This window comes from Paenibacillus sp. JL3B1040 (assembly GCF_057063165.1).
The window spans coordinates 3,375,641-3,393,745 of record NZ_CM169317.1 but is presented as its reverse complement, the minus strand read 5'-3'; the positions used below and the strand labels follow the sequence as shown (position 1 = coordinate 3,393,745).

The 18,105-nt window shown below is 55.1% G+C and carries 20 protein-coding genes; 17 read left to right on the top strand and 3 right to left on the bottom strand.

Going from position 1 to position 18,105, the window contains the following annotated elements:
* Nucleotides 1–76 precede the first annotated feature (76 nt).
* The 3 genes from spoIVB (at nucleotide 77) to ACZF99_RS15360 (ending at nucleotide 2,915) form a co-directional block, all read left to right on the top strand.
* Nucleotides 77–1,408: a SpoIVB peptidase gene (spoIVB, locus tag ACZF99_RS15370; RefSeq protein ID WP_483605973.1), complete on the top strand. Its 1,332-nt coding sequence runs from the start codon at nucleotides 77–79 to the stop codon at nucleotides 1,406–1,408.
* A 257-nt stretch (nucleotides 1,409–1,665) separates the two neighbouring features.
* On the top strand, nucleotides 1,666–2,469 hold the full coding sequence (gene spo0A, locus ACZF99_RS15365; protein WP_483605972.1) for a sporulation transcription factor Spo0A: 804 nt from the start codon (nucleotides 1,666–1,668) through the stop codon (nucleotides 2,467–2,469).
* Nucleotides 2,470–2,705: 236 nt separating this feature from the next.
* The gene (locus ACZF99_RS15360) at nucleotides 2,706–2,915 is read left to right on the top strand and encodes a hypothetical protein (RefSeq protein WP_483605971.1); all 210 of its coding nucleotides are present in this window, start codon (nucleotides 2,706–2,708) and stop codon (nucleotides 2,913–2,915) included.
* 77 nt (nucleotides 2,916–2,992) lie between these two features.
* Here ACZF99_RS15360 and ACZF99_RS15355 read toward each other — a convergent pair whose 3' ends face one another.
* Nucleotides 2,993–3,310 carry a DUF2627 domain-containing protein gene (locus ACZF99_RS15355; RefSeq protein ID WP_483605970.1) on the bottom strand — a complete coding sequence of 106 codons (318 nt, stop codon included), beginning with the start codon at nucleotides 3,308–3,310 and terminating at the stop codon, nucleotides 2,993–2,995.
* Nucleotides 3,311–3,472: 162 nt separating this feature from the next.
* On the opposite strand from ACZF99_RS15355, the gene lpdA reads away from it, so the two are divergent.
* The 5 genes from lpdA to lipB all read left to right on the top strand — a co-directional run bounded on the left by lpdA (nucleotide 3,473) and on the right by lipB (nucleotide 9,152).
* On the top strand, nucleotides 3,473–4,894 hold the full coding sequence (lpdA, locus tag ACZF99_RS15350; RefSeq protein WP_483605969.1) for a dihydrolipoyl dehydrogenase: 1,422 nt from the start codon (nucleotides 3,473–3,475) through the stop codon (nucleotides 4,892–4,894).
* A 128-nt stretch (nucleotides 4,895–5,022) separates the two neighbouring features.
* A complete protein-coding gene (locus ACZF99_RS15345) occupies nucleotides 5,023–6,048 on the top strand; it encodes a thiamine pyrophosphate-dependent dehydrogenase E1 component subunit alpha (RefSeq protein ID WP_483605968.1) in 1,026 nt (341 codons plus the stop codon).
* Nucleotides 6,049–6,050: 2 nt separating this feature from the next.
* Entirely contained in the window at nucleotides 6,051–7,037 is a 987-nt protein-coding gene (locus ACZF99_RS15340; protein WP_483605967.1) for an alpha-ketoacid dehydrogenase subunit beta, read from the top strand.
* A gap of 17 nt (nucleotides 7,038–7,054) precedes the next feature.
* On the top strand, nucleotides 7,055–8,437 hold the full coding sequence (locus tag ACZF99_RS15335) for a dihydrolipoamide acetyltransferase family protein (RefSeq protein ID WP_483605966.1): 1,383 nt from the start codon (nucleotides 7,055–7,057) through the stop codon (nucleotides 8,435–8,437).
* Between the two features lie 28 nt (nucleotides 8,438–8,465).
* Entirely contained in the window at nucleotides 8,466–9,152 is a 687-nt protein-coding gene (gene lipB / locus ACZF99_RS15330) for a lipoyl(octanoyl) transferase LipB (RefSeq protein ID WP_483605965.1), read from the top strand.
* A 29-nt stretch (nucleotides 9,153–9,181) separates the two neighbouring features.
* On the opposite strand, the gene prli42 is transcribed toward lipB, so the two are convergent.
* Nucleotides 9,182–9,280 (bottom strand): stressosome-associated protein Prli42, encoded by a 99-nt coding sequence (gene prli42, locus ACZF99_RS15325; protein ID WP_483605964.1) that lies wholly within the window; start codon nucleotides 9,278–9,280, stop codon nucleotides 9,182–9,184.
* Nucleotides 9,281–9,356: 76 nt separating this feature from the next.
* Between prli42 and ACZF99_RS15320 the strand changes: the two genes are divergently transcribed.
* Nucleotides 9,357–10,484 (top strand): M20/M25/M40 family metallo-hydrolase, encoded by a 1,128-nt coding sequence (locus ACZF99_RS15320; protein WP_483605963.1) that lies wholly within the window; start codon nucleotides 9,357–9,359, stop codon nucleotides 10,482–10,484.
* Between the two features lie 57 nt (nucleotides 10,485–10,541).
* Here the strand turns inward: ACZF99_RS15320 and ACZF99_RS15315 are convergent, their stop codons facing one another.
* Nucleotides 10,542–11,105, bottom strand: a complete 564-nt coding sequence (locus ACZF99_RS15315) for a tetratricopeptide repeat protein (RefSeq protein ID WP_483605962.1) — start codon at nucleotides 11,103–11,105, stop codon at nucleotides 10,542–10,544.
* 288 nt (nucleotides 11,106–11,393) lie between these two features.
* Between ACZF99_RS15315 and ACZF99_RS15310 the strand changes: the two genes are divergently transcribed.
* The 8 genes from ACZF99_RS15310 (at nucleotide 11,394) to ACZF99_RS15275 (ending at nucleotide 18,096) form a co-directional block, all read left to right on the top strand.
* Nucleotides 11,394–11,960 (top strand): NUDIX hydrolase, encoded by a 567-nt coding sequence (locus tag ACZF99_RS15310; protein WP_483605961.1) that lies wholly within the window; start codon nucleotides 11,394–11,396, stop codon nucleotides 11,958–11,960.
* Entirely contained in the window at nucleotides 11,957–13,165 is a 1,209-nt protein-coding gene (locus tag ACZF99_RS15305) for an endonuclease Q family protein (RefSeq protein ID WP_483605960.1), read from the top strand. Before ACZF99_RS15310 ends, ACZF99_RS15305 begins: the two co-directional genes overlap by 4 nt.
* 99 nt (nucleotides 13,166–13,264) lie before the next feature.
* Nucleotides 13,265–13,891 (top strand): stage II sporulation protein M, encoded by a 627-nt coding sequence (gene spoIIM / locus ACZF99_RS15300; protein WP_483605959.1) that lies wholly within the window; start codon nucleotides 13,265–13,267, stop codon nucleotides 13,889–13,891.
* A 143-nt stretch (nucleotides 13,892–14,034) separates the two neighbouring features.
* Nucleotides 14,035–14,508: a ferric iron uptake transcriptional regulator gene (gene fur, locus ACZF99_RS15295; protein WP_240268227.1), complete on the top strand. Its 474-nt coding sequence runs from the start codon at nucleotides 14,035–14,037 to the stop codon at nucleotides 14,506–14,508.
* 162 nt (nucleotides 14,509–14,670) lie between these two features.
* Nucleotides 14,671–14,907: a DUF4227 family protein gene (locus ACZF99_RS15290; protein WP_483605958.1), complete on the top strand. Its 237-nt coding sequence runs from the start codon at nucleotides 14,671–14,673 to the stop codon at nucleotides 14,905–14,907.
* A gap of 108 nt (nucleotides 14,908–15,015) precedes the next feature.
* Nucleotides 15,016–15,987 (top strand): site-specific tyrosine recombinase XerD, encoded by a 972-nt coding sequence (gene xerD, locus ACZF99_RS15285; RefSeq protein WP_483605957.1) that lies wholly within the window; start codon nucleotides 15,016–15,018, stop codon nucleotides 15,985–15,987.
* Between the two features lie 33 nt (nucleotides 15,988–16,020).
* A complete protein-coding gene (locus ACZF99_RS15280) occupies nucleotides 16,021–17,208 on the top strand; it encodes a phosphopentomutase (RefSeq protein WP_483605956.1) in 1,188 nt (395 codons plus the stop codon).
* A 51-nt stretch (nucleotides 17,209–17,259) separates the two neighbouring features.
* The gene (locus tag ACZF99_RS15275) at nucleotides 17,260–18,096 is read left to right on the top strand and encodes a purine-nucleoside phosphorylase (RefSeq protein ID WP_483605955.1); all 837 of its coding nucleotides are present in this window, start codon (nucleotides 17,260–17,262) and stop codon (nucleotides 18,094–18,096) included.
* Nucleotides 18,097–18,105 lie beyond the last annotated feature (9 nt).

Sequence of the window (18,105 nt, the reverse complement as noted above, 5' to 3'; positions counted from 1 at the left end):
CCGGGGTATCTTATAGGTACGCAATTGGCGACCACCTTTTCGTCAAGCGAAAGAAGCTAAGGGAGCGTGACAGCCATTGAACCCGAACCTCAGGAATAGAATGCTCGGTCTTTTTCTTGCCTTCTTCTTTTGTTTTCTCGGCACGTCGGCCGCTGAAGGACGGCTGCCCGCATTGCCGGACGAGTTGCGCCTGTTTCAGGGTCAGGGAACGCAAATTTCTTTAGCTTTGCCCGTACAGGCCGAAGTTAGCGTGGATCGGCCCGATGTTGTGATGTTAAATGGGCAGGCTAACCCTTCCATGAAAGTATCTTTGGGAAATCCGCTCAAGCTTTCGTCGCTTCGGAGTGGAGAAGCCAACCTCCGCATGAAATTATTCGGTCAAATTCCTCTAAAGACCGTTAAGGTCAATGTCATACCGGACCTCAAAGTGATTCCCGGCGGACAAACCATTGGCGTGAAAGTCAAATCCGCCGGGATCTTAGTGGTCGGCCACCACCAGGTTGTCACCGCCACCGGCAAGGTATCTCCCGGCGAAGCGGCGGGAATTCAAGCCGGCGATTTGATCACCCACATTAACGGTGCGAAGCTGCAGGATGTACGCGAGGTGGCGGATATCGCGGCCGATGCCGGCAAACATCAGCGTCCGCTAAAAATTACTTATCAGCGGAACGACAAGGAGTTTAACACTTCCTTAAACCCGGCGTACGATCAGCAGGATCGGGCCTGGAGACTGGGGTTGTATATCCGTGATTCCGCCGCAGGGGTAGGAACGCTTACGTTCTATGCTCCGGATCATGGCGTGTATGGGGCGTTAGGTCACATTATCACCGATATGAATACGCAGACGCCGATCGTGGTCGGCAGCGGGCAGATCCTGCAGTCCAGCGTCACGTCCATCTCCAAAAGCGAAAACGGAGAACCGGGGGAGAAGCGGGCTCATTTTCTGAAGGAAGGAAAAACTTTAGGTAATATCGAACGCAATACCCATTTCGGGATCTTCGGGAAAATGTCGCAAAATCCGGAGCATAGCGTATATCAGAAACCGGTCCCTGTTGCTTTTGCGGAAGAAGTTAAGGAAGGACCGGCGGAAATCCTAACGGTGGTGGAAGGTCAACGTGTGGAGCGATTCAAGGTGGAGATCGTTCATGTCTCCAAGCAGAACGTACCTGAAACCAAAGGTCTGGTGATTCGGATTACCGATCCTCGTCTGGTGGAGAAGACGGGCGGGATCGTTCAAGGCATGAGCGGCAGCCCAATTATCCAGAACGGGAAGCTAATCGGCGCAGTCACCCATGTATTCGTCAACGATCCGAAATCCGGATATGGTTGCTTTATCGAATGGATGCTGCAGGATGCCGGTATTCTGCAAAGCAACAGAGGCACGTTGCAAAATCTTAAGGCGAGCTAAACGCTGCCTTAAGATTTTTTTCTTGCGGGTTGCGTCGGATCGACAAACCCTTGCATGAATCCTGTATGCATTTGTCGAATGAATCCGAAAGGGATCGCTTTGTGTAAATAAATATTTTATTATATCTCAACCCTGTAAAAAAATAAATAAAAATAATTTTCGACAGAAGGAATTTACTTTTGTATGTCGAATCCTTATTCTGGGAAGAGGAGAAACAAAGAATAACCCATCCATTTACCTGAAGGAGGAAGTAGGCAGTGCAGAAAATCGAAGTGTTGTTGGCGGATGATAATCGAGAATTTACAAATTTGCTTGCGGAATACATTTCGGAGCAAGACGATATGGTCGTCTCGGGAATCGCCTATAATGGGGAAGAAGTGCTGGAGATGATCGATCATGCGGCAAAAGTTCCGGATGTTTTGATCCTGGACATCATTATGCCTCATCTGGACGGTTTGGGAGTACTTGAGCGCATTCGCGATCTCAACTTGACTCCACAGCCCAAAATCATCATGCTAACCGCTTTTGGACAAGAGAACATCACGCAGCGTGCCGTTCAGCTTGGCGCTTCTTACTACATCTTGAAGCCTTTTGACATGGAAGTCCTGGCGAACCGCATCCGTCAGCTCGTCGGCGTACAAAATTTAACTACCAGCGCACCGTCGGCATCCTTTGCGAAATCGAACGTGGTACCGCTGGGTAAAGGCAAAAACCTCGATGCGAATATCACTTCGATTATTCATGAAATCGGAGTTCCGGCGCATATTAAAGGGTATCAATATCTGCGCGAAGCGATTACGATGGTTTACAACAACATCGAAATTTTGGGCGCGATCACCAAAACGTTGTATCCGGCCATTGCGGAAAAATTCAAAACGACGCCATCCCGCGTGGAGCGTGCGATCCGCCATGCGATCGAAGTCGCTTGGACGCGCGGCAACATCGATTCGATCAGCCATCTTTTCGGTTATACTATCAATATTTCCAAATCCAAGCCAACCAACAGCGAATTTATCGCCATGGTAGCCGACAAGCTGCGGATCGAGCATAAAGTGTCGTGAAAGTCTAAGGAAACGAATGAACGTGATAACGACTGGTGAGTTCAAGCCGATGGTCGTTCACTTGCGTAGTTATACAGAATGGGATAAAAGGCGGTCTCTCGGTGCATACCGGGATACGACCGTTTTTTATTTTTTGCCGATCTTATATCGGTCACTTCACCATTCAGGTCGAAACGTCGCACATCCGTCACCGGGAGCTTATGGTATAATTTGAATGTGAGAAAGGATGAGCGAACATGTCCAAGGAAATCGAACCGGCGGCTTATCGGGAAATGCTGGAGCAAGCCGATGTGGAGGAAGCAATGCGGCAGCAAATATTGGAACTAATCGATCGTTATGAACAGGTTTCCGCCGAAAATGCCAGACTGCGCAAAGCGCTGCTTCGCGTCTCTTCCCATAACGGCTCGCGGATGTCGACCAAGCTGAAAGAAGCTTTATACGAATAAGCCGAAAAAAACCTCTCCCGCCAAGATTTTTAGGCGAAAGAGGTTTATTATTTGCCCGTAAATCGGAAAACCTGAGGTTAATCATGCTGCAGTGCGGACGGTTCCGGTTCTTTGCCGGGAGGCGCGTCTTTTTTGCGAAATCTTGGTCCGACGTAATTGCGCTTCCGATCCCGAAAGAAGATCCAGCCGCCCAGAAATCCGGCCCCTGCCGCGAATAACACGATGCCCAGCACGAAGTTTAACCAGTCGAAGCTCACGCGGGTCAAGGCATCGTCGCCGTGAGCGGACATATAATCGAATAGGGAATCTTTTATTTTCAGAAAACCGATCATCGCCGCTATGCCGGGAATAACCAGCAATAGGATGGCGATAAACCGGGATAATTTCAGCTTCATGAATGGAATCGCCCTTTCGTTTAAAATTGACCTATGTATTGTTAAAAATATCATACCTTTTTCCCGAAAGGATGTCTATTTGCGACCCTGATTTGTATTAACGGAAAAACAAGGTAAAATAGGGGAAAGTGACTGATTTGATAGAATGGGTGGAGATCTGATATGGCAATGACTTGTGATGTAGCAGTGCTGGGCGGAGGTACGGGCGGGTATATCGCGGCCATACGCGCGGCTCAATTGGGGAAAGACGTCGTGATTATCGAGCGGGACAAGCTGGGTGGAACCTGCCTGCACCGCGGCTGTATACCAAGCAAAGCGCTGCTGCGCAGCGCCGAGCTCTACGCACAAATGAAGGACAGCGCGAGCTTTGGCATTGAAACGAACGGAGTCACGCTGGTATATCCCAAAGTGCAGGAAAGAAAGCAAAGCATCGTGGATCAACTGCATAAAGGGGTCCAATATTTGATGCGTAAACATAAAATCCGCGTTATCGAAGGCACCGGGCGGGTGATTGGACCGTCGATCTTCTCGCCGAAAAGCGGGGCGGTTGCGGTGGAGCTCCCGGACGGAGAAATGGAAACGGTCGTTCCGACCTATCTGATTATTGCGACCGGCTCGCGGCCGCGGACGCTGCCGGGGCTTGAACCGGACGGTACCCATATTCTGAGCAGCGACGAAGCGCTGCAGTTAACCGAACTTCCCGGCTCGATACTGATCGTGGGGGGCGGCGTCATCGGCGTGGAGTGGGCATCCCTGCTCAACGATTTTGGCGTACGGGTGACCCTAGCGGAAGCGGCGGACCAACTGCTGCCGGCCGAGGACGAAGACGTGGCCCGCGAATTGCGGAAGCAACTGCAGCGACGCGGCATTGAAGTCCTGACCGGGATTTCAGTGGATCCCGGGTCGCTTGAAATCGGCGATAACCGGGTACATATTTCGGCAAAGCGCGGGGCCGAATCGATCCGACTCGAAGCGGACAAGCTGCTGGTTTCGATCGGACGCGAGGCGAACGTGGAGAATATCGGGCTGGAAAATACCGACATCGGGTTAGAGCGCGGCTTCATTCGGGTAAATGAACATATGCAGACAACCGAACCGCATATTTATGCCATCGGCGATTGCATCGGCGGTCTTCAGCTGGCACATGCCGCCAGTCATGAGGGATTAACGGCCGTACATCATTTGGCGGGGGAAGCTTCGCACGGATATCAGGAAAGCCAGGTCCCGCGCTGCGTGTATACCCGTCCGGAGGTGGCTTCGGTCGGCATCACTGCCAAAGAGGCCAAGGCCAAGGGCATGGACGTCAAAATCGGCAAGGTTCCGTTTTCGGCGATCGGCAAGGCGTTGGTGCACGGCGAAGCGGAAGGCTTCGTCAAAATGGTGGCCGATGCCCGGACGAACGATATCCTCGGCGTGCAGATGATCGGGCCGCATGTGACGGAGTTGATTAGTCAAACGGCGCTGGCACAGGTGCTGGATGCAACGCCTTGGGAAGTCGGACAGGCGGTATTCGCCCACCCGACGCTGGCGGAAATTGTCGGGGAAGCGGCGCTGGCCGTGGACGGAAACTCCTTAAACACTTGAGGGTTACGGACGGGAAAATGAATATTTTCCTTTTCAACGCAAAAAGATTATAATAAACTTATTCCAAGTCTTAGTACCTGGTGTTAAGATTAAGGTATGCATAGCCCCAATCGAAGGAGGTAACTCCCATGAATGCCAAAAGTTTAGTTCAAACGGAGCCAAGACATAAGCAGCTCGGATTAACGGATGCGGAAGTCGTTGAGATGTACAGATATATGGTGGTCGCGCGCAAATTCGACGAGCGCAATCTGCTGTTGCAGCGGGCGGGGAAAATCAATTTTCACGTTTCCGGCATCGGACAGGAGACGGCGCAGGTTGCCGCAGCGTTCGCGCTGGATCGGCAGCGCGATTATTTCCTGCCTTACTACCGCGACTACGGCTTTGTGCTGGCGGTCGGCATGTCGCTGACCGAGTTGATGCTGTCGGCGTTCGCCAAAGCGGGCGACCCGAACAGCGGCGGCCGGCAAATGCCGGGACACTTCGGCAGCAAACGGCTGCGCATCGTGACCGGCTCCAGTCCGGTGACGACCCAGGTACCCCATGCGGTGGGCGTGGCTTTGGCGGCGAAAATGCAAAAGAAAGACATCGTTTCTTATGTCACGTTTGGCGAAGGCTCCAGCAATCAGGGCGATTTTCATGAAGGCTTGAACTTTGCCGGGGTCCAGAAACTGCCGGTGATTTTTATGTGCGAAAACAACCAATACGCCATCTCCGTTCCGGTGAAGAAGCAATTGGGCGGGCGCGTTTGCGACCGGGCCCAAGGCTACGGTTTTCCGGGAATCCGCGTCGATGGCAACGATGCGCTTGAAGTGTACCGCGTGGTGAAGGAAGCGCGGGAACGCGCCATCCGCGGCGAGGGGCCAACGTTGATCGAAGCGATGATGTACCGGCTGTCTCCGCACTCGACGTCGGATAACGACCTGGCGTACCGGACGAAGGAAGAAGTCGAGGAAAACTGGAAAAAAGACGGAATCCCGAAAATGAAATCGTACCTGATCGATGCCGGCTTATGGAGCGAGGAGCAGGACGAGGCGCTGTCGAAGGAAGTGAATCAACAGCTGAAGGAAGCGGTGGAAGCGGCGGACAACGCGCCGTTCCCGAAACCTGAAGACACGCTGCTGCATGTGTATGCCAGCGAAGGGGAGGCGCAATAATTATGCCGGTGATGGAGTATATCGACGCGATCCGTCTCGCGATGAAAGAAGAAATGGAACGGGACGAACGCGTATTTGTCATGGGGGAAGACGTTGGCGTAAAAGGCGGCGTGTTCACGACGACGAAAGGCCTGCAGGAGCAGTTCGGGGAAATGCGCGTCATTGACACGCCGCTGGCCGAGTCGGCGATCGCCGGAGTTGCGATCGGTGCGGCGATGTATGGGCTGAAGCCGATCGCGGAAATGCAATATTCCGACTTTATGCTGCCGGCCACCAACCAGATTATTAGCGAAGCGGCGAAAATTCGCTACCGCTCCAACAACGACTGGAATTGCCCTGTCGTCGTTCGGGCTCCGATCGGCGGCGGGATCTTCGGCGGATTGTACCACTCCCAATGTCCGGAATCGATCTTCTTCGGTACGCCGGGCTTGAAGATCGTTGCCCCCTACTCGGCTTATGACGCCAAAGGCCTGCTGAAGGCGGCGATCCGCGACCCCGATCCGGTGTTGTTCTTTGAGAACAAAAAATGCTACAAGCTGATTAAAGAGGATGTACCGGTGGACGATTATGTGGTACCGATCGGCAAAGCGAACCTGCTTCGGGAAGGCAGCGACATTACGGTGATCAGTTACAGCCTGCCGCTGCATTTTGCGATGCAAGCCGCGGAAGAGCTGGCTACGGAGCAGGGGATCAGTTCCCATATTCTCGATTTGCGTACGCTCCAGCCGTTGGACCGCGAAGCCATAGTGGAAGCGACCCGCAAGACGGGCAAGGTCCTGATCGTCCATGAGGACAACAAGACCGGCGGCATCGGCGCCGAGGTCTCGGCCATCATCTCCGAGGAATGCCTGTTCGAGCTGGACGCACCGATTGCCCGGCTATGCGGCCCGGACGTTCCGGCCATGCCGATCAGTCCGCCGATGGAGAAATTCTTTATGCTAAGCAAAGATAAGGTCAAAGAAGCGATGCTTCAATTGGCGCTTTATTAATTGGGAGTGAGTATACGATGCCATCCAATAAAACATTGATTGACGTGCATTTGCCCCAGCTCGCCGAATCGCTCGTCTCGGCCACCATCGGAAAGTGGCTGAAGAAACCGGGCGACCCGGTCGAGCAATACGAACCGATTCTCGAAGTCATTACGGATAAAGTGAATGCGGAAATCCCCTCGACTTTGGACGGGGTGATGGGCGAACTGCTGGCCGAGGAAGGGCAGGAGGTCGAAGTTGGCGCCGTGATCTGCCGGATCGAAACTTCGAATGCCGACGACGCACCGGCAGATGCTCCGGCGGTCGCGGCAGCCCATCCGGCAGCGGGGACGCCAAGCGCGGGCGACCGGCCCGATGAGCCGCAGCGCAGCCGGTATTCGCCGGCGGTGCAGACGCTCGCCGCCCAGCACGGCCTGGATTTGCGGCAAATCGCCGGGACGGGGCTCGGCGGACGAATCACGCGCAAAGACGTGCTGGCTTACATCGAGCAGGGCGGCCGAGGAGCCGCCTCGGCACCAGCCGCAGCCGCAGCGCCGTCCGTCCCCCCCGCCGTCCAGCCGCCGGCAGCGCCGTCCCCCGCACCGGCGGCGTCGAACGCTATTCCGGCAGGGCTGAACGCCGCCGCTGGCCCGGTACGCCATTCCGGCTTGCATTTGACGGAAAATCCGCCGATCCCGACCATCGAAGTGGAGGGAGGCGACCGTTCCGAGTATTTTATCGACGTGACTCCCATCCGTAACACGATTGCTACCCGGATGCGACAAAGCGTGTCGGAGATTCCGCACGGTTGGATGATGATCGAAGTCGACGTCACCAATCTGGTGCAGCTGCGCAACAAGATAAAGCAGGAATTTATGCAGAAGGAAGGCGTAAATCTGACGTACTTGGCCTTCCTGCTGAAGGCGGTTGTGGGTGCGATCAAGGATTATCCGATCATGAACTCGGTGTGGGCGGTGGACAAAATCATCGTCAAACGCGATATCAACCTCTCCCTTGCCGTCGGAACCGAGGATTCGGTGTTGACGCCGGTTATCAAAAAGGCCGACCAGAAAAATATCGCCGGCCTGGCGCGGGAAATCGAGGAGCTGGCGACGAAGGTTCGTTCCGGCAAGCTGAAGCTGGACGACATGCAGGGCGGAACGTTTACGGTGAACAATACCGGATCGTTTGGTTCGATTTTGACGCAGCCGATCATCAATTATCCGCAAGCCGCCATCTTAACGTTCGAATCGATCGTCAAAAGACCTGTCGTGATCAACGACATGATCGCCGTCCGTTCGATGGCCAATCTCTGCTTGTCCTTGGATCATCGGATCTTAGATGGGGTCATTTGCGGCCGCTTTATGCAGCGGGTGAAGGAAAATATGGAAAGCTACAATTTGGATACGCAGGTGTATTGAACCAAGAGAGGATCGAGGCGATTAGGCGATGAACGAGGGCTTGACAGTACGCTATTATCCGATGATGGAATACGGGGAAGCCTGGGAATTGCAGAAACGACTCGTTAAAGAAATGGATGCGCAGCAGCAGGTTGAACACCTGCTGCTGCTGCAGCATCCGCCGACCTACACGATCGGCTCCCAGCGCCATCCCGAGCATTTGCTGCTTAGTGCGGAAGAACTGCAGGAACGGGGCATTGCGGTGTTCGAAATCGACCGCGGCGGAGACATTACATACCATGGGCCCGGCCAGCTTGTCGGCTATCCGCTGCTTAGACTGGGTGCCGGGCGCAGCCTGGATTTGCACGGTTACCTGCGCCAACTGGAGCAGGTGATTATCGATTATTTGGCGGAATTTGGTCTTACGGGCTCGCGAAAGCCGGAGTATACCGGGGTATGGATCGGCGACGCGAAAATTTGCGCGATTGGCGTGAAATTCAACAAAAGCAGGCACCATAAAGGGTTCATCACCAGCCATGGGTTCGCCTTTAACGTCAAGTCCGGCATTCAGGAGGAAGGGTTTCGCGGCATCATTCCTTGCGGAATTCAAGAATACGGGGTGACGTCGCTGGAGGACGCGACCGGTCGCATGTTTACGGTGGAGCAAGTCGCGAAGGACATCGTTCCGAAATTTAACGCGGTGTTTGAGCGTTCGGGGGCTTGGGCCGAAGCTTAAAGAAGTACTTAAAGAGCCCCCGCAGAAGGTCAGCGAATGAAGAAAGGCTCCAGGAAAGCGACCAGCGTGGAAGCGATCATGGCGAACAACATTAAAAACACAACGATTCTCATCCGATTTTTGCGCATAACGGTAACTCCTTTTGCTTAAACGTATATTGTTTTTCACTTCTATTATCGTAACGAAGAAAGCGAGGAAAGTCCAATGATTCACGAGGAACGCGTCATCGGACAATTTTTGGAACTGGTGCAGATCGACAGCGAAACGAAACACGAGCGCCGGATCGCCGATGTGCTGAAACGCAAATTCAGCGATTTGGGGCTGGACGTCGTTGAGGACGGTTCGCAGGCGGTAACGGGACATGGCGCCGGGAACCTGATCGCCACGCTGAAGGCAAGCGAAGGCGTGTCCGCCGAACCTTTCCTGTTCACCTGCCATATGGATACCGTGACGCCGGGCAAAGGGATCAAGCCGGTGGTCGGCGATGACGGATGGATCCGCAGCGACGGCACGACGATCCTCGGGGCCGACGACAAAGCCGGCGTAGCGGTGCTGCTGGAACTGATTCAAACCTTGCAGGAGGAGCAAATCCCGCACGGTCAAATTCAGTTCGTTATTTCGGTCGGGGAAGAATCCAGTCTGCGTGGGGCGCGGGCGCTGGAATCGCGGTTCGTGGACGCCAAGTTCGGATTTGCGATCGATACCGACGGCGAAGTGGGCACGATCTGCGTCGGCGCACCTACGCAAGCTCGCGTCGAAATCGAGATTTACGGCAAAGCCGCCCATGCCGGGGTAAATCCGGAGGATGGAATCAGCGCGATTCAGGTGGCCGGCAAAGCGTTGGCCCGGATGAACCTGGGGCGGATCGACCACGAGACGACGGCGAACATCGGCAAATTCGAAGGCGGCGGTGCGACCAACATCGTCCCCGACCACGTTACTTTATACGGCGAGGCGCGCAGCATGTCCCAGGAGAAGGTCGACAAGCAACTGCAGGAAATGAAGGAAGCGGTGGAATCCGCTTGCCGCGATTTTGGGGCGAAAGGGGAATTCCGCAGCGAGGTGCTGTACCGTGCCTTCCACATTCCGGAAGAGGCTCCCGTATTGCGGATCGCCAAGCAAGCGGCGGGTGCGCTCGGACTGGCGGGTACGACGTTTACGACCGGCGGCGGCAGCGACGCGAACGTATTCAACAGCCTGGGGATCCCAACCGTGAATTTGGCCATCGGCTATGAGGACATCCATACGACAAGCGAAAGAATCAAAAAGGACGATATCGTCAAGACCGCGAAATTCGCCCTGGAAATCGTCCGTCAATCCGTATCCTCCTAAATGCGGGACGAGGAGAAGGAAGAGCCCGGTGCGGAATGCACCGGGCTTACTTTTTGATTATTGCAGCAGGGTGGCCGGTTTCGTCGGTAAATTGCGCACCTGTGCATGGTTCCACTGGGTATGCCAACCTGAAGTGTGGATCAGATTCAGGGCTTGGTGAAAGTCATCCAAATATTTGCAGATTTTCGCCTGCTCCGTTTTGGACGGGTGATACAGCTGGATTCTCCGTTCCAAATTGGCGATCGCCAGTTGTAAGTAACAGGAAGCCGCGCCGAAGCGGGCGGCGGCGAAATCGGGATGCCGCTCGGCAATCGTTTCAAAAATAGGGGCTGCTTCGTCATACCGTCTCTCGTCGTAGCAGATTTCCGCCCAAATCAGGCCAAGCTTCAAAAATGGGGGGGAGGGTTCGCGAAGCAAGCGAGGTTCCATCTGCAGCAGCCGTTCTTTGGCTAATGCAACGTAACCTTCTTTATACAAGGATTGTACCAGCTCGCCAAGCAAATAATTGTCGGTTCGCCCCGCCAACTGATCGGCGACGTCAAGCCGTCCTGCCGTGACGGCATTTTGAATCATTTCTACGATTTTACCCATATTTTGTGGTTGTCCGGAAGGACTACGCATAATTCACCCCCTCCTTATATTAACCGGAATAACCATGTCTGAATAACTAGATTTATAGGATTGGAGGAGATCGGAGATTTTGGCGTCGCGCCCCGCTTCTTTCATCCATTGGGATAATAGGATGCGGATTTGCCAGCCTTTGCCCTGGGCGCGAACGCGGTCTTCCGTAAAATAACTTTTCATGAGGGGCTCCTTTCCGAGCGGGTCTGGTATAATAACACCATATGTCCGGTGCGGACAAGTTATGAATGGATAGGATGGCTTTTGCCCAATTAAGGAGGAAACGAGATGACTGCAAACGATAAACTAGTCGAAATGACGGTTTCGACGGAGCCGGTATTTAACGGAAAAGTGATTTCTCTGCAGATCGATACGGTAAAATTGCCGGATGGAACGACGGCAACGCGCGAAATCGTGAAGCACCCGGGTGCCGTAGCCGTGCTGGCGGTGCACGAGGGGCGCCTGCTGTTGGTCGACCAATACCGTCAGGCGATGGGCCGATGCGAGTTGGAGATTCCGGCCGGCAAATTGGAGAAGGGGGAGAATCCGGCGGAAGCGGCGATCCGCGAGCTTCAGGAAGAGACCGGATATCGCTGCGGCAAACTGACGCATTTGCATTCGTTTTATACCTCGCCGGGTTTTGCGGATGAAATTATTCATTTGTATTTGGCCGAGCAGTTAAGCGCCGGCGAAATGTCGCTGGACGAGGACGAATTTCTCGAAGTTCGGGAAGCGACGCTGAAGGAAGCCCTTCAGCTGATTGCCGAGGGGCGGATCGCCGACGCCAAAACGATCTTGGCGGTATATATTTGGCAGCTTTGGAACGTTCGCGGATCGGCCGGGGCAGGAGCATGAACCCGCATTCCGATTCTACCCGGGATCAACTGAAGACCGTATTTGCCGATTTGCATATCCATATCGGACGAACCGGGCGGGATGAACCGGTCAAGATCAGCGGCAGCCGCAACCTGACTTTTGCCGGCATCGCAAAGGAGGCCGCGAAACGAAAGGGTATCGGACTTGTCGGCATCATCGACTGTCATGCCCCCGGGGTTCAGGAGGATATCGAGCTATGCCTCGAGCGGGGCGAAATGCAGGAACTGAAGGACGGAGGTATCGCTTATCAGGGGACGACGATTCTGCTCGGCAGCGAGCTGGAAATCCGTGAGCCGGGGATGGGGCCGGCGCATTTGCTTGCCTTCTTTCCCCATCTTGAGACGATTCGCGGCTTCACCGGCTGGCTGAGATCCAGAATGAAAAATGTCGGTCTTAGCTCGCAGCGCGTGTACGCTCCGGCGATCACCTTGCAGAAGGAGGTGTATGCCCGGGGCGGGATGATCCTACCTGCCCATATTTTCACGCCGCATCGCAGTATTTACGGGAGCTGTGCGCCGCGTATGAACGATGTGCTGGACCTCTCCCTGATCAGCGCGGTGGAACTGGGGCTCAGCGCCGATACCGAGATGGCCGGCTTGATCAGCGAGCTGGATCCCTACACGATCCTGACCAATTCCGATGCTCATTCGCTGGGCAAAATCGGCCGGGAGTACAATGAACTGCGGCTTAAGGAAGCGAGTTACCTGGAGTTCGCCAAGGCGCTGCGCCGCGAGGAAGGACGCCGGGTGGCCGGAAATTACGGGCTGAATCCGCGCCTCGGCAAATACCACCGTACCTACTGCGGCAACTGCAATTACATCATCGACGAGGCGGAAGCCGCTGTGGAGCGCTGCCCTTATTGCGGCAGTCCGAAGCTGGTGAGAGGCGTGCTCGACCGCATTCGCTCGATCGCGGATCGACCGGAGCCGATCATTCCGGCCCATCGTCCGCCCTATCATTACCAGGTGCCCTTGGAGTTTATCACGGGCCTGGGACCGGCGAAATTGGAGCTGCTGCTGGAGCAGTTCGGCACGGAGATGAACATTTTGCATCGCGTACCGGAAACGGAGCTGGCGAAGGCGGCGGGGATTGAGTTGGCCGAACGGATTATCCTGGCCCGCAGCGGCAGGCTGGAGCTTAGCGCGGGAGGCGGCGGGATTTACGGTAAAGTGAAGAAATCATGACCTGTCGGAAGCCGCACGGAAAGAAGCAGGCATAGGCGAGCGGACTTGTTCATAGTTTTAGGATAGGACCCTATTGAACAAGCTGGGAGGCAAAATTCGATGCTGCATCCGATTCGCCATGCGCTCAAAGACCAAACGCCGCTTTACGTTTTTGTTTCCGTGCTGTTTTTGATGGGCGTCGTATTCGGCGCATTGATGGTCAATGCTTTAACTTTGGAACAGCAACAGGATATCTCCCGTTATTTGGGCGATTTTTTTCTGTCGATTAACGAGGGCGGAGCCGAATTCCAGCCGCAGTCGTTTTGGGACGTCGCCGCCTTGCATTTGAAATGGCTCGGATTGATCTGGCTGCTTGGATTATCCGTCATCGGGCTTCCGGGCATCCTGATCCTCGACTTTCTGAAAGGGGTACTGATCGGTTTTACGGTCGGATGCCTGGTCGGACAATATACTTGGAAAGGGCTGCTGTTTGCCCTCGTCTCGGTCGCACCGCATAATCTGGTCGTGATTCCGGCTTTGTTGATAGCCAGTGTGGCGGCTGTCGGCTTCTCCCTCAATATCATCCGCTCGCGCGTGCTGATGAGCCGCACAGGGCATGCCGCCCGTCCGTTCTTATCCTACACGGGGCTGACGCTGGCCATGGCCGCCATGCTGCTGGCCGTCTCTTCGTTTGAAACCTATGTCACGCCGATTTTGATGAGCTGGGTTACGCCCTTGATCGCATGAAATGACGGTTCCCCGGCATAGGTAGGCAGAACACAGACGACTCTACCAAAATGTTTGACTTTGTTGAATCACTCCCCCTATAATGAAAGAAGTGGTTATAGAACTTTTTTTGGATGTGCGGCAAGGGCTGGGGGAGGGAGAACATGGAAGCAAAGATCGAAAAAATCAAACAGCAGTTACAATCCCACGGTTACAAATTGACGCCCCAGCGGGAAGCCACGGTACGCGTATTGCTCGAAAATGAAGACGATCATCTCAGTGCGGAAGATGTATTCATGCTCGTCAAGGACAAGGCGCCGGAAATCGGCCTGGCCACGGTCTATCGAACATTGGAATTGCTCAGCGAGCTTCACGTCGTGGAGAAGATCAATTTCGGTGACGGCGTAGCCCGGTACGACCTGCGTACCGATACGACCAAACATCATCATCACCATTTGATCTGCGTTCAATGCGGGGCAATGGATGAAATCCGCGAGGATTGGCTGGGACCGCTTGAGGAACGCTTGGAGAAGGAATTCAATTTTACGGTGCTCGATCACCGATTGGATTTTCAGGGCATTTGTTACCGATGCAAGGACAAGAACAACGACTCTCCGGGAACGGGCAATAAGAAATAAGATCATGAAGCCGAGCTCTTTACGGCCCTGCCGTAGGGAGCTTTTTACGTTGTCCGCGATCAACCGATTCCGCATACTCGCCGGCCCCTCTTTATATACTGAATACATAGGGGTGTCCAAGCAGAAACCCGGGCGCCGAACGAAGGATGGAGGGGTGGGGGTATGGTAATTTCGCTTCGCAAATGGCTAAGATCGGGGAAATATTTGATCCTATTCGTCGCGCTTGCGTATACTTTCTACAAAGCGCTGGGACTGCTGGACGAATACGTGTTTCGCGAGGACAAGTACCGCGTTCCCGAAGGCTCCGCGGTGAAGGTATTCCGCGAAGGCTTGCCGGGAAGCGCCGAGATGGAGACGATGGCGGACCGGTTGAAAATGTTTTTTTGGTATGGGGAGTAGCCCTTTCGTCGGGAGCAGCAGGGAATTTCCGGCGGGATGTGGAATTAGTCATTAAGGCGGACGGTAAAATATATCGTTTTTCGACAATCGAGAAAGGAGGCGCAACGCATGGAACGGGATGTGGCCTCTTTTATTTCATTTTTGTCCGGACAGCGGGGGCTAAGCGAAGCGACTCGGGAGTCCTATGCGCGGGATCTGAAGCAGTATATCCTATACTTGCGGGACAAGCAGGTCGACGATTTCCGCCAAGTCACCCGCGCGGGAGTCCTGCTCTATTTCGCTCACCTGAAAGAACGCGGCAGAGCTCCGGCGACGATTCAGCGAGTGTCCGTGACCCTTCGCGCATTCTTTCAGTATTTGCTGCGGGAACGGCGGATCGACCAAGATCCCTTCGTAATGCTGGAGGTGCCGAAAGCCGAAAAAAAACCGCCGCAATCGCTGACCGTGGAGGAGACGGAACGACTGCTGGAGACCCCACGGCCGGAAACGCCGCTGGGCCTTCGGGACAAGGCGATGCTGGAGCTGCTTTATGCGACCGGTATCCGCGTGTCCGAGCTGATCTCGCTGAATACGGATGACGTAAACCTGGCTCTAAACTTTCTCCGCTGCTCCGGCGAGCGGGGGAAGGAGCGAATCATTCCGTTTGGCGGCGTCACGGCGGAATGGCTGGACCGGTATTTGCGGGAAGGACGCCTCCAATTGGTCCAGGCCGGAGGGGACAACTCCGCCTTGTTCCCGAATCGCCGAGGCGGGCGGATCAGTCGCCAAGGTTTCTGGAAGGTGATCAAGAGATACGGCCAGGAAGCCGGAATCTCTGCGGACATCACGCCGCATACCCTGCGCCATTCCTTCGCCGTCCATCTGCTGGAGCGGGGGGCGGACGTGTGGTCGGTGCAGGAGCTGTTAGGCCACGCCGACGCCTCGACGACCCAAATGTACGTCAGCCGCACAAGGCCTAATCTGAAGACGGTCTACGATGCTTATCATCCGCGGTCCAAACGCAAGTCGGAAGCACCGGAAGGCACGGAGGAAGCATCGCCTAACGATAGGCAGAATGTTTTCCCTTCGAGCAAGGGATAACTATAGCTGCATAGATCAAAGGAGTGATAGTAGATGCGTAACGGAAACCGTTTTAGAAAAATAACTGTCATCGTCCTCGACAGCGTGGGAATCGGCGAGCTGCCGGACGCCAAGAAGTTCGGCGACGAAGGGGCGCATACGCTGGGGCATATTTTGCAGACCGTGCCGGGCACCAAGCTGCCGAATATGCAAAAATTAGGACTGGGCAATATCGCGGAGCTTCCGAATTTAAGTCCGGTGGCGTCGCCGACCGCCTTTTACGGCAAAATGGCCGAGATTTCCTCGGGCAAGGATACCATGACCGGCCACTGGGAGCTGATGGGGCTGAAGATCGAAACGCCGTTCCAGACGTATCCGAACGGCTTTCCGCGCGATTTGATCGCCCGCTTCGAGCAGGAAACGGGCCGCAAAATCCTTGGCAACAAGCCGGCTTCGGGCACGGAAATCCTGGTGGAGCTTGGGGAAGAGCATATGAAGACCGGCAAATGGATCGTATATACCTCGGCGGACAGCGTATTCCAAATCGCCGCCCATGAAGAGGTCATCCCGTTGCCGGAGCTGTATCGGGCCTGCGAAATCGCCCGCCGCTTGACGCTCGAACCGGAGCATTCCGTCGGCCGCGTCATCGCCCGTCCGTTCCTCGGTCAGCCGGGCAACTTCCAACGCACGCCGAACCGCCATGATTACGCGGTGAAGCCTCCGGAACCCACCGTCCTGAATGCATTGAAAAATGCCGGCAAGGAGGTCGTTGCCGTCGGGAAAATCGGTGATATTTTCTCCGGGGAAGGGGTTACCGCCTCGTATCCGACGAAGAGCAACCAGCACGGGATCGAGGAGACGTTGCAGCGCATCGGCCAGGATTTCTCCGGTATGCTGTTCACGAATCTTGTTGATTTCGACTCTTTGTATGGACATCGACGCGACCCTCAAGGGTACGCCCGGGCGCTCGAGGAATTTGACGCCGCATTGCCGGATTTGCTGAAGAATGTGGGTGAAAACGACCTGCTGGTCATTACCGCCGACCACGGCAACGATCCGATTCACGCGGGAACGGACCATACGCGCGAATATGTGCCGCTGCTCGTCTACGGGCCTAGCCTGAACAAGCCGGGGAGCCTGGGAGTCAGAGCGACGTATGCCGATTTGGCGGCGACGATCGCCGACAATTTCGGGGTACATGCCACCGAGCACGGCAAGAGCTTTTTACACGAACTCGTATAAGAGAGGCAGTTCAAAAAGTCATCTTTTATTTTGGACTTGGAGGATTTCGATATGACGACTACATTGACCATTGGCATGATCCGGGAGGCGGCGCAATACATCCGTTCCCGGTCGGCGCTTGCGCCGAAGATCGGATTGATTCTGGGCTCCGGATTGGGCGTTCTGGCCGATCACATCGAGCAGCCGGTCACCATCGATTACCGCGAGATCCCGTTCTTTCCGCAATCGACGGTGGAAGGCCATGTCGGCGAGCTGTTGATCGGGACGGTTCAAGGCACGCCGGTCGTGCTGATGAAAGGCCGCTTCCATATGTACGAAGGGTACGGGCCGGAGTTGACCGCGTTTCCGGTGCGGGTCATGAAAGAGCTGGGCGTCACGACGCTGCTCGTTACGAACGCTGCCGGCGGGGTGAACACGTCTTATGAGCCGGGGGATTTGATGCTGATTTCCGACCATCTGAATCTGACGGGGAGAAATCCATTGGTCGGACCCAACGACGAGGAGCTTGGACCGCGCTTCCCGGATATGTCGCAGGCCTACAGCCGCCGGTTGCGCGACATCGCGCGGAAGATTGCCGAGGACAAAGGGGTGCCTCTGCAGGAAGGCGTCTATGCCGGCTTGCTTGGCCCAACCTATGAGACGCCGGCGGAAATCCGTATGCTGCGGATGTTTGGCGCCGACGCGGTAGGCATGTCCACCGTCTCCGAAACGATCGTGGCCCGGCATGCGGGCATTGAGGTGCTGGGCATCTCCTGTATCAGCAACATGGCATCGGGCATTTTGGACCAGCCGTTGTCCCACCAGGAGGTCATGGAAACGACCGAGCGCGTGCGCGAGAAGTTCCTGAGCCTCGTGTTGTCCATTATTCCGCAAATCGGCGAAGCCTAAGGAACGGAG

Bases quoted from the DNA above. Each gene is read 5' to 3' on its own strand.
- ACZF99_RS15315 (WP_483605962.1), bottom strand. From the start codon at position 11,105: ATGCGTAGTCCTTCCGGACAACCACAAAATATGGGTAAAATCGTAGAA.
- ACZF99_RS15355 (WP_483605970.1), bottom strand. From the start codon at position 3,310: ATGAAGCTGAAATTATCCCGGTTTATCGCCATCCTATTGCTGGTTATT.
- fur (WP_240268227.1), top strand. From the start codon at position 14,035: ATGGAAGCAAAGATCGAAAAAATCAAACAGCAGTTACAATCCCACGGT.
- ACZF99_RS15320 (WP_483605963.1), top strand. From the start codon at position 9,357: ATGATTCACGAGGAACGCGTCATCGGACAATTTTTGGAACTGGTGCAG.
- ACZF99_RS15345 (WP_483605968.1), top strand. From the start codon at position 5,023: ATGAATGCCAAAAGTTTAGTTCAAACGGAGCCAAGACATAAGCAGCTC.
- ACZF99_RS15275 (WP_483605955.1), top strand. From the start codon at position 17,260: ATGACGACTACATTGACCATTGGCATGATCCGGGAGGCGGCGCAATAC.
- ACZF99_RS15280 (WP_483605956.1), top strand. From the start codon at position 16,021: ATGCGTAACGGAAACCGTTTTAGAAAAATAACTGTCATCGTCCTCGAC.
- lpdA (WP_483605969.1), top strand. From the start codon at position 3,473: ATGGCAATGACTTGTGATGTAGCAGTGCTGGGCGGAGGTACGGGCGGG.
- ACZF99_RS15360 (WP_483605971.1), top strand. From the start codon at position 2,706: ATGTCCAAGGAAATCGAACCGGCGGCTTATCGGGAAATGCTGGAGCAA.
- xerD (WP_483605957.1), top strand. From the start codon at position 15,016: ATGGAACGGGATGTGGCCTCTTTTATTTCATTTTTGTCCGGACAGCGG.
- prli42 (WP_483605964.1), bottom strand. From the start codon at position 9,280: ATGCGCAAAAATCGGATGAGAATCGTTGTGTTTTTAATGTTGTTCGCC.
- ACZF99_RS15290 (WP_483605958.1), top strand. From the start codon at position 14,671: ATGGTAATTTCGCTTCGCAAATGGCTAAGATCGGGGAAATATTTGATC.
- spoIIM (WP_483605959.1), top strand. From the start codon at position 13,265: ATGCTGCATCCGATTCGCCATGCGCTCAAAGACCAAACGCCGCTTTAC.
- ACZF99_RS15305 (WP_483605960.1), top strand. From the start codon at position 11,957: ATGAACCCGCATTCCGATTCTACCCGGGATCAACTGAAGACCGTATTT.
- ACZF99_RS15340 (WP_483605967.1), top strand. From the start codon at position 6,051: ATGCCGGTGATGGAGTATATCGACGCGATCCGTCTCGCGATGAAAGAA.
- lipB (WP_483605965.1), top strand. From the start codon at position 8,466: ATGAACGAGGGCTTGACAGTACGCTATTATCCGATGATGGAATACGGG.
- ACZF99_RS15310 (WP_483605961.1), top strand. From the start codon at position 11,394: ATGACTGCAAACGATAAACTAGTCGAAATGACGGTTTCGACGGAGCCG.
- ACZF99_RS15335 (WP_483605966.1), top strand. From the start codon at position 7,055: ATGCCATCCAATAAAACATTGATTGACGTGCATTTGCCCCAGCTCGCC.